This is a genomic window from Streptomyces sp. NPDC057137 (assembly GCF_042670825.1).
Lineage (GTDB): Bacteria > Actinomycetota > Actinomycetes > Streptomycetales > Streptomycetaceae > Streptomyces.
This window is the reverse complement of sequence record NZ_JBHUUW010000124.1, coordinates 1-9,781: the sequence shown is the minus strand read 5'-3', so window position 1 is coordinate 9,781 and position 9,781 is coordinate 1. Positions and strand designations below refer to the sequence as shown.

The window sequence follows — 9,781 nt, the reverse complement described above, 5'->3', positions numbered from 1 at the left end:
GTGATCCCACCGCCGGGCCGCTCCGTCGTCAGGTGTCCTACGGCCTGCGGGCCGAGGTGACGCGGTAGACGTCGTACACGCCCTCCACGCCCCGCACCGCCTTCAGCACATGCCCGAGGTGCTTCGGATCGCCCATCTCGAAGGTGAAGCGCGACGTGGCGACCCGGTCGCGGGACGTCTGGACGGCCGCCGACAGGATGTTGACGTGCTGGTCGGACAGGACCCGGGTGACGTCGGACAGCAGCCGGGACCGGTCCAGTGCCTCGACCTGGATGGCGACGAGGAAGACGGACGACTGGGTGGGCGCCCATTCGACTTCGAGGATCCGCTCCGGCTGCTGCGACAGCGAGTCGACGTTGACGCAGTCCGCCCGGTGCACGGAGACGCCGCTGCCACGGGTGACGAAGCCGATGATCGGGTCGCCCGGGACCGGCGTGCAGCAGCGGGCGAGCTTGACCCATACGTCCTCGACGCCCTTGACGACGACACCGGGGTCGCTGCTGGAGCGGCGCTTGGAGCGGCCGCGCGAGGGCGGCGCGCTCTCGGCGATGTCCTCGTTGGCGGCCTCCTCGCCGCCGAGCGCCTGCACCAGTTTCTGTACGACGCCCTGCGCGGCGACATGGCCCTCGCCGATCGCCGCGTACAGGGACGAGATGTCGGGGTAGCGCATCTCGTGCGCGAGCGTGACGAGCGAGTCGCCGGTGAGGATCCGCTGGATCGGCAGGTTCTGCTTGCGCATCGCCTTGGCGATGGCGTCCTTGCCGTGCTCGATCGCCTCGTCGCGGCGTTCCTTGGAGAACCATGCGCGGATCTTGTTCCTGGCCCGTGGCGACTTGACGAAGCCCAGCCAGTCCCGTGAGGGTCCCGCGCCCGACGCCTTGGAGGTGAAGACCTCCACCAGATCGCCGTTGTCGAGGGTCGATTCGAGGGGGACGAGCCGCCCGTTGACCCGCGCTCCTATGGTGCGGTGGCCGACCTCCGTATGGACGGCGTAGGCGAAGTCGACGGGGGTGGCCCCGGCCGGCAGCGCTATGACGTCGCCCTTGGGCGTGAAGACGAAGACCTCGTTGCGCGACAGGTCGAAGCGCAGGGACTCCAGGAACTCGCTGGGGTCCTCGGTCTCCTTCTGCCAGTCGAGCAACTGCCGCAGCCACGCCATGTCGTTGACGGTGTCCTGGCCGGCGCCCTTGCCGACGTTCTTCGGGATGTCGGTACGGACCTTGGACGCCCCGGCGACGGCCTCCTGCTTGTACTTCCAGTGCGCGGCGATGCCGTACTCGGCGCGGCGGTGCATGTCGAACGTACGGATCTGCAGCTCGACCGGCTTGCCGCTGGGTCCGATGACCGTCGTGTGCAGCGACTGGTACATGTTGAACTTGGGCATCGCGATGTAGTCCTTGAACCGTCCCGGTACCGGATTCCACCGGGCGTGGACGGTGCCGAGCGCCGCGTAGCAGTCGCGGACGGTGTCGACGAGGACGCGGATGCCCACCAGGTCGTAGATCTCGGCGAAGTCGCGGCCTCGCACGATCATCTTCTGGTAGACGCTGTAGTAGTGCTTCGGCCTGCCGGTGACGGTGGCCTTGATACGGGCGGCGCGCAGATCGGACTGGACCTCGTCGGTCACTATGGCCAGATACTCGTCGCGCTTGGGCGCCCGCTCCGCGACGAGCCGGACGATCTCGTCGTACATCTTGGGGTAGAGGATCGCGAAGGCGAGGTCCTCCAGCTCCCACTTGATGGTGTTCATGCCCAGGCGGTGGGCCAGCGGCGCGTAGATCTCCAGCGTCTCGCGGGCCTTCTTCTCCTGCTTCTCCCGCTTGAGATAGCGCATGGTGCGCATGTTGTGCAGCCGGTCGGCGAGCTTGATGACCAGGACGCGGGGGTCCTTGGCCATGGCGACGACCATCTTGCGTACGGTCTCGGCCTGGGCGGCCTCGCCGAACTTGACCTTGTCGAGCTTGGTGACGCCGTCGACGAGGAGGGCGACCTGGTCGCCGAAGTCCTTGCGGAGCGTGTCCAGGCCGTACTCGGTGTCCTCGACGGTGTCGTGCAGCAGCCCCGCCATGAGCGTGGCCGGGTCCATGCCGAGTTCGGCGAGGATGGTGGTCACGGCGAGGGGGTGCGTGATGTACGGGTCGCCGCTCTTGCGCTTCTGGCCGCGGTGCCAGCGTTCGGCGACCTGGTAGGCGCGCTCGATCTGGCGGAGTACGGCGGTCTCGATCTTGGGGTCGTTGCCGCGTACGGTCCGCAGCAGCGGTTCGAGGACCGGGTTGTACGGGGAGGAGCGCTGCACGCCGAGACGGGCCAGCCGGGCGCGTACGCGGTTGGAGGAGCCACCGGAGCGCGAGGGGGCGGCGGGGGCGGGCTTCGGCGCGGTGACGGGGACCGGGAGCTGGCTCTTGGCGGGCGAGGAGCCCGGCGTCGGGGCGGGGGCCGGGGCCGTATCGGGCGCGGGCGCCGGTGCCGGGGCCGGAGTCGGTGCCGAGGCGGTCGCCGGCTTGGGCTTGGCTCCGTTAGGCCCGGACCCGTTGCGCTCGGCAGGCGTGTGCGCAGCCGTCCCCGCCCCGTCCGCCGGCTTCTGCGGCGTGGCAGGCACCGCGGCGGCCCGGTCTGCGTGCGGATCGGGCTGTGCGGCGGCGAGTGGCTGGGCCTCGTCTGGCAAGAGCGCTCCTCGTGCGTTTCCGGGTCCCCCGGTCAGGTCCGGAACGGCCATGGTAACGACCTCGTGGCGCGACTGCTCACGAGACCGCTGCCCGCACGGGCGGGCGGTGGCCGCCCGGCGCCGCTCCGGGGCCCGTCACGGCGCCTCCGGAGGGGCGCGCAGGGATTCCCGGGCAGTGACATGAGAACGCGGACGCCCCGGGTGGAATTCCCGGAGCGTCCACTTTCGTCATACTTCGTCACGCGTGACTGGCGTCGCGTGACTGGTGCCATGTGACTGACAGAGTCAGACCTTGATCAGGGCCTCCAGCGGAACGCCCCGCAGGTGCGGCTCCAGGCGTGCCCTGCCGTCGAGGAAGCCCAGCTCCAGCAGGACGGCCACGGCCACCACCTCGGCGCCGGCCCGGCGTACGAGTTCGACCGAGGCCTCGGCGGTGCCTCCGGTGGCGAGCACGTCGTCGATGACGATGACGCGGTCGCCCTCCCGCAGGTCCTCGGCGTGGACCTCCATCTCGGCGCTGCCGTACTCCAGGTCGTACGTCTGCGACAGCGTCGCACCGGGCAGCTTCCCCGCCTTGCGGACGGGGATGAAGCCGATGCCGGACCGGACCGCGACCGGCGCGGCCAGGATGAAGCCGCGCGCCTCCAGGCCGACGATCTTCGTGGCACCGTGCCGTACGGCCAGCTCGGCGAGCGCGTCGGTGAGCGCCGTGAACGCCTTCGGATCCGCGAGCAGCGGCGTGATGTCCTTGAACATCACGCCCGGCTTCGGATAGTCGGGCACATCACGGATACGGCTGAGGAGCAGTTCCCTCGTGCTGTCGTCCGTCATCGACGCTTCCCCGACGGACGGCCCCGGCCACGGCCGCCGTGGCTCCGGGGACCCGCGACCGCCGCGGCGGGCGAGGTGTCCTGTACCGGGGCCTCGTCGTCGCCGTCGTCCGGCTCCGCGTCCCTGGGCTCGTCGGAGCCCTCATGCGCGTACACGGGCGACTCGCCCTTGGCCGCGGCGGCCTTCCGCTTGGCCAGTACGCGCTTCTTCAGTGCCTTTATCTGCGGCTCGCGCTCCTTGAGGTCGGCGACCAGCGGAGTGGCGATGAAGATCGACGAGTACGCACCGGCGGCGAGGCCGACGAACAGCGACAGCGAGATGTCGTTCAGCATGCCGGCGCCGAGGACACCGCCACCGATGAACAGCAGACCGGCGACCGGCAGCAGCGCGACCACCGTGGTGTTGATGGAACGCACCAGGGTCGAGTTGATGCTGCGGTTGGCGATCTCGCTGTAGGTGAAGCGCGTCTGCTTGGTGATGTCCTTCGACCCCTCCTTGAGGCTGTCGAAGACCACGACCGTGTCGTAGAGGGAGTAACCGAGAATGGTCAACAGACCGATCACCGTGCCCGGGGTGACCTCGAAGCCGACCAGCGCGTACACACCGACCGTGATCGTGAGGTCGTGGATCAGGGCGATCAGCGCGGCGACCGCCATTCTCCATTCGAAGGCGATCGCCAGATAGATCACGACCAGGACCATGAAGATCCCGAGACCTGTCCACGCCTTGTTGGCGATCTGATTGCCCCAGCTCGGCCCTACCAGGTCGGCGTTGATCTTCTCCTGGGGGATGTCCAGCTCCTTGGAGAGCTGGGTCTGCACCTTGTCGGCCTGCGCCGTGTTCAGCTCGGTGACCTGAATACGCAGGCCGCCGTTGCCGAGCTTCTGGACGATCGCGTCGTGGCCGGAGGCCTCTTCCGCGTGCTCCTGCGCCGCCGCCACGGAGACGCTCGTCTTGGGGGTGTTGAAGACGGCGCCCCCCTTGAACTCGATGCCCATGTTGAGCCCCTGCACCGCCAGGCCCGCGATGGCCGCGATGGTGATGAGGATCGAGAGGCCGTACCAGAACTTGCGCTTCCCTACGAAGTCGTAGCCGACGTCGCCGCGGTAGAGCCGGGCGCCGAGATCTCCGAGTCGCGACATCTCACGCCTCCTTCGGGTCGGTGGGAGCGCTGAGACGACGGGGACCGCGGCGCAACGGTGGTTTGGCTCCGAGGCGCTTCGGGTCGAGACCGGACCACGAGCCGCCGCCCGAGAAGAACTTCGTACGGGCGACCAGAGTCATGATCGGCTTCGTGAAGAAGAACACCACGACGACGTCGAGGACCGTGGTCAGGCCGAGCGTGAAGGCGAAGCCCTGCACCTTGCCGACGGTGACGGTGAACAGCACGGCCGCGGCGAGGAACGACACGAAGTCGGACACCAGGATCGTGCGCCGGGCACGCGGCCAGGCCCGTTCGACGGCGGGCTTGAGCGTACGGCCCTCTCTGATCTCGTCACGGATTCGTTCGAAGTACACGATGAACGAGTCCGCGGTAATACCGATCGCAACGATCGCACCACACACCGCGGGCAGGTTGAGGGCGAAACCGATACCTGGACCGAGCAGGGTCATGATCGCGTACGTCATGACCGCCGAGGCCAGGAGGCTGATGATGGCGATCAGCGCGAGACCCCGGTAGTAGAGCACCAGGTAGATGATCACCAGCGCGAGGCCGATGGCACCGGCGATCAGACCGGCGTGCAGCTGCTCACCGCCGAGCGCGGCGGTGACCGTGGTGACGGTCTCCTCGCGGAAGGTGAGGGGCAGCGCGCCGTACGACAGGATGTTGCCCAGGTCCTGCGCGGACTCCTGGGTGAAGTTGCCGGAGATCTCGGCGTTGGCGCTCAGGGTCTGGCGCACCGAGGGCGCCGAGACGACCTCACCGTCGAGGACGATGGCGAACTGGTTCTGCGGGGCCTGCTGCTGCGAGAGCTTGCTGGTGATCGACTGGAACTTCTTCGAGCCGCCGCCCGTGAAGTCCATCTGGACGATCCACTGGCCGGTCTGCTGGTTGATGGTGGCGTTGGCGTCGTCGACGTCCTTGCCGCCCACCTCGGCCGGGCCGAGGATGTACTTCTCCCACACGCCGTCGTTCTCGCCGCAGGCGAGCGTCGGCTGGCTCGGCTTCGCGGTGTCGCCGAGGGCGCCCCTGGCCTTCTCGTTCGTGCAGTCGAGCGCCACGAAGTCGGCCTGGAGCTTCTCCGTCGCCGGGTCCGCGGGCGGCGCCGCGGAGTCGCTCGGCGCCGGGGTCTCGGAGGCGTCGGGCTTGTCGGAGGCGCCCGGAGTGGGCGTCGCGTCGGCCTTCAGGTCCTCCGTGAGGGCACGGCCCTGGGTGGTCTCCGAGGCGCTGGGAGCACCGGCGGCCGGCGGCTCGGCCGACTCCTTCGGCTTGCCGCTCTCGGAGGCACTCGGGCTCGGGCTCTCGCTCGAACCGGCGCTCGGGGTCGCGTCCGGGGGCGGCTGCTGCTGGGCGGGGTCGCCCGGTCCGAGCGTCAGGACCGGCCGGAAGTACAGCTGAGCGGTGGTGCCGACCTGCTCACGAGCCTGCTGGGAGTTCGTGCCCTTGGGGATGTTGACAATGATGTTGTCGGATCCCTGGGTCTGAACCTCGGCCTCCTGAACGCCGAGACCATTCACACGACGCTCGATGATGCCGACCGCGGTGTTCATGTTGGTCTCGTTGACCGCGTTCGCCTGGCCCGGCGAGCTCTTGGCCTTGAGCGTGATGGTCGTGCCGCCGGCGAGGTCGATACCGAGGCGCGGCGTGAGCTCGCCCGCCCCGAACATCCCGCCGACAAGGGCGATCATCGCGATCAGGAACAGGATCAGGGTGCGCCCCGGCTTTCCCGGGGCCCCTGTCTGCCTTCGGCCCTTCTGAGGTGCTGCCACCTTTTCGTTTCTCCCTGTCCGACCGCTCCACGCCGGGTGAGCGACGGAGCGGCAACGAAGTGTTGTGGGGACCTGCCCAAGCGAATGCCGACGTCGTCCGGGGACCGCGGTGCGCCTACGGGCGCGGCGCGGTGCCGGACGGGACTACTTCGCGCCGCTCTCGCCGTCGGCCTTGGCGTCCTTGGGCTCGGCGGCCTTCTCGGCGTCGACCTTGGGGGCGTCGGCGTCGGCCGTGGCGTCCACCGTGGCCTCGGCGTCGTCGCCGTCCTTCTTGCCCAGGTCGATCTTCGCCACGTCGTCGTCCCCGGTCAGGGAGGAGGCGTCGTCGGGGACGACGGGAGCGTCGTCCTCAAGCTCCTCCTCGTCGCCGTGGACGATGTGGTTGTACTCCGCGTCGGTGAGGACCGCGCCGATGGAGTTCTTCGCGTACACGGCGTGGACGGCCGGCGCGACCTCAAGGAGGACCGTGTCGTCGTGAACTTCCTTGACGGTGGCGTACATGCCGCCGATCGTCCGGACGCCGGTGCCGGGCTGCATCTCATTGCGCATCTGCGCAGCCGCCTGCTGCTTCTTCTTGGCGGACCGGGTCATCAGGAACATGGCCCCGATGAGCACGATGAAGGGGAGGAGGGTCACGAGACTCACGGGAGGGAACTTCCTTCGCACGACCGCGCTGTCGGGCGGCCTGATATACGGGGGCGGGTTAGCCGACTTTTAAGGGCGGCATCGGCGGAGTCTAAGCGAGTCCGCATCATTGGAACAACGCCCAGCATGGCACCGGGGTTCCTGCTGGAACGAATGCCTGTGCGGTCACGCCCCGAACAGACCCGGTTGTCCGCTTGCGCCCGGGCTCCGCGGGGGCGGGGTGAGCCCCAGATGCGCCCAGGCGGCCGGGGTCGCGACGCGGCCGCGCGGTGTACGGGCGAGCAGTCCCTCCCGTACGAGGAAGGGCTCCGCGACCTCCTCGACCGTCTCGCGCTCCTCCCCCACCGCGACGGCGAGGGTCGACAGACCGACCGGGCCGCCGCCGAAGAGCTTGAGCAGGGCCTGGAGCACGGCCCGGTCGAGGCGGTCGAGGCCCCGTTCGTCGACCTCGTACACCCGAAGGGCTACCGCGGCGATGTCGCGGTTGATGTAACCCTCCGCCTTGACCTGCGCGTAGTCGCGGACCCGGCGCAGCAGACGGTTGGCGATACGGGGCGTGCCCCGGGAGCGCCCGGCGATCTCGGCGGCCCCGTCCGCGTCGATCTCCAGGTCGAGGAGGTGCGCGGAGCGGTGGATCACCCGTTCCAGCTCGACGGGCTCGTAGAACTCCATCTGCGCGGTGAAGCCGAAGCGGTCGCGCAGCGGGGGCGGCAGCAGACCGGCCCTGGTGGTGGCGCCGACCAGGGTGAACGGCGGCAGCTCCAGCGGGATGGCGGTGGCGCCGGGGCCCTTGCCGACGATGACGTCGACGCGGAAGTCCTCCATGGCCATGTAGAGCATTTCCTCGGCGGGCCGGGACATCCGGTGGATCTCGTCGAGGAAGAGGACCTCGCCCTCCTGGAGGGAGGAGAGGATCGCGGCGAGGTCGCCCGCGTGCTGGATGGCGGGGCCCGAGGTGATGCGGATCGGGGCGCCCATCTCGGCGGCGATGATCATGGAGAGGGTGGTCTTGCCGAGGCCGGGCGCGCCCGACAGCAGGACGTGGTCGGCGGTGGCGCCCCGGGCGAGGGCCGCCTTCAGGACGAGGTCGAGCTGTTCGCGTACGCGCTCCTGCCCGACGAACTCGTCCAGCGACTTGGGCCGCAGCGCCGCCTCGACCGCCTGGTCCTCGCCGTCGGCCGACGCGGCGACGAGCCGGTCGGGCCCGTCGAGTCCGTCGGTGTCGTCCGTCGGCGGGGGGCCGCCTCCCGGCGTCCCGCTGCTGCTGTCGTCCCAGTTCACTGTGATTCACCTCGTGGAATCGGGACGTCCCTGGACGGTCCCGTGGAGTTCGGCCCCGGCGCGGGCCTGCCGGCGCGTGCGGGTGAGCCCGTGCCCGTGCTCATGCCCGTGCTCATGCCCGTCAGCGTGTCCGGTTCAGCGACTGGAGCGCGGCCCTCAGCAGTCGCGGTACGGCGGGTGCCTCGCCGGCCTTGATCGCGTCCTCGGCCTGGGGCGTGACCAGCGCGACCGCCTCGTCGGCCTCCCTCGTCGCGTAACCGAGGCCGATCAGGGCCGAGTGCAGCTGATCGTTCCAGGAGGCGGAGACGGGGGTGCCGATGCCCTGCCTGCCGATATGGGTGCCGACGGGCTCGCCGAGCCGGTCCTTCAGCTCCAGCAGCAGCTTCTGGGCGCCCTTCTTACCGATGCCGGGGACGGCGGTCAGTGTCTTCTCGTCACCCGTGGCGACGGCGAGACGCAGGGTGTCGGGCGCGTGCACCGCGATCATCGCCTGGGCCAGCCGGGGACCGACGCCGCTCGCGGTCTGGAGCAGCTCGAACGTCTGGCGCTCGTCGTCGTCGGCGAAGCCGTACAGCGTGAGCGAGTCCTCCCGGACGACCAGCGATGTGGCGATCTTCGCCTCCTGGCCGATCCGCAGCCCGGCGAGGGTGGCCGGGGTGCACTGGACCAGCATGCCGACGCCGCCGACCTCGATCACCGCGGAGGTCGGGGCGAGGGCGGCTACCGGGCCGCTGACGAAGGCGATCATCGGGGGACCTTCCGTACGGGTACGTGGCTGGTGGAGCGGGACGCCTTGGCTGCGGCGTGCGCCTGCTGGAGACGGTTGACGGCGGGGGCGCGCCAGATGTGGCAGATGGCCAGGGCGAGGGCGTCGGCGGCGTCGGCCGGTTTGGGCGGGGCGTCCAGCCGCAGCAGCCGGGTCACCATGGCGCCGACCTGTGCCTTGTCGGCGCGCCCGCTGCCCGTGACGGCGGCCTTGACCTCGCTGGGGGTGTGCAGGGCGACGGGGATGCCGCGGCGCGCGGCGCAGAGCATGGCGACGGCGCTGGCCTGGGCCGTCCCCATCACCGTACGGACGTTGTGCTGGCTGAACACCCGCTCCACGGCGACCAGTTCGGGCCGGTGCTCGTCCAGCCAGGCTTCCACGCCCTGCTCGATGGCGACCAGGCGTGAGCCGAGGTCCGCGTCGGCGGGCGTCCGCACCACACCGACGCCGAGCATCGTCAACGGGCGTCCGGCGACGCCCTCGACGACGCCGACACCGCACCGCGTCAGTCCGGGGTCCACGCCCAGTACCCGCATCGCGCCCCTCCCCCTCACACTCTCGGTCCCGCTCGATCACACGTTCTGCCGGAGTGTCAGAACCCCTGATCAGCACAGTATCGGTCGGCACCGACAACGCGGCGGGCCGACGGGGGGTGTGTCCCG

General features: G+C 69.9%; 8 protein-coding genes. All 8 read right to left on the bottom strand.

Going from position 1 to position 9,781, the window contains the following annotated elements; genetic code table 11:
• Positions 1 to 37 precede the first annotated feature (37 nt).
• Positions 38 to 2,665 carry a RelA/SpoT family protein gene (locus ACFT9I_RS39655; RefSeq protein ID WP_382572638.1) on the bottom strand — a complete coding sequence of 876 codons (2,628 nt, stop codon included), beginning with the start codon at positions 2,663 to 2,665 and terminating at the stop codon, positions 38 to 40.
• Positions 2,666 to 2,950: 285 nt separating this feature from the next.
• The gene (locus tag ACFT9I_RS39650) at positions 2,951 to 3,496 is read right to left on the bottom strand and encodes an adenine phosphoribosyltransferase (RefSeq protein WP_382572636.1); all 546 of its coding nucleotides are present in this window, start codon (positions 3,494 to 3,496) and stop codon (positions 2,951 to 2,953) included.
• Complete coding sequence (gene secF, locus ACFT9I_RS39645; RefSeq protein ID WP_382572635.1) at positions 3,493 to 4,638, bottom strand: protein translocase subunit SecF; 1,146 nt, start codon at positions 4,636 to 4,638, stop codon at positions 3,493 to 3,495. Before secF ends, ACFT9I_RS39650 begins: the two co-directional genes overlap by 4 nt.
• Before the next feature lies 1 nt (position 4,639).
• Entirely contained in the window at positions 4,640 to 6,427 is a 1,788-nt protein-coding gene (gene secD / locus ACFT9I_RS39640; protein WP_382572633.1) for a protein translocase subunit SecD, read from the bottom strand.
• Positions 6,428 to 6,571: 144 nt separating this feature from the next.
• Positions 6,572 to 7,072 carry a preprotein translocase subunit YajC gene (gene yajC / locus ACFT9I_RS39635; RefSeq protein WP_382572631.1) on the bottom strand — a complete coding sequence of 167 codons (501 nt, stop codon included), beginning with the start codon at positions 7,070 to 7,072 and terminating at the stop codon, positions 6,572 to 6,574.
• Between the two features lie 165 nt (positions 7,073 to 7,237).
• Positions 7,238 to 8,353, bottom strand: coding sequence for a Holliday junction branch migration DNA helicase RuvB (gene ruvB, locus ACFT9I_RS39630; protein WP_382572628.1), 1,116 nt, complete (start codon positions 8,351 to 8,353; stop codon positions 7,238 to 7,240).
• A gap of 121 nt (positions 8,354 to 8,474) precedes the next feature.
• Positions 8,475 to 9,101 (bottom strand): Holliday junction branch migration protein RuvA, encoded by a 627-nt coding sequence (gene ruvA, locus ACFT9I_RS39625; protein WP_382572627.1) that lies wholly within the window; start codon positions 9,099 to 9,101, stop codon positions 8,475 to 8,477.
• Entirely contained in the window at positions 9,098 to 9,655 is a 558-nt protein-coding gene (gene ruvC, locus ACFT9I_RS39620) for a crossover junction endodeoxyribonuclease RuvC (protein ID WP_382572626.1), read from the bottom strand. Before ruvC ends, ruvA begins: the two co-directional genes overlap by 4 nt.
• Positions 9,656 to 9,781: the final 126 nt, after the last annotated feature.

Excerpts from the sequence above, each read along its gene's own strand:
- ruvC (WP_382572626.1), bottom strand. The coding sequence starts at position 9,655 with ATGCGGGTACTGGGCGTGGACCCCGGACTGACGCGGTGCGGTGTCGGC.
- secF (WP_382572635.1), bottom strand. The coding sequence starts at position 4,638 with ATGTCGCGACTCGGAGATCTCGGCGCCCGGCTCTACCGCGGCGACGTC.
- ruvA (WP_382572627.1), bottom strand. The coding sequence starts at position 9,101 with ATGATCGCCTTCGTCAGCGGCCCGGTAGCCGCCCTCGCCCCGACCTCC.
- ACFT9I_RS39650 (WP_382572636.1), bottom strand. The coding sequence starts at position 3,496 with ATGACGGACGACAGCACGAGGGAACTGCTCCTCAGCCGTATCCGTGAT.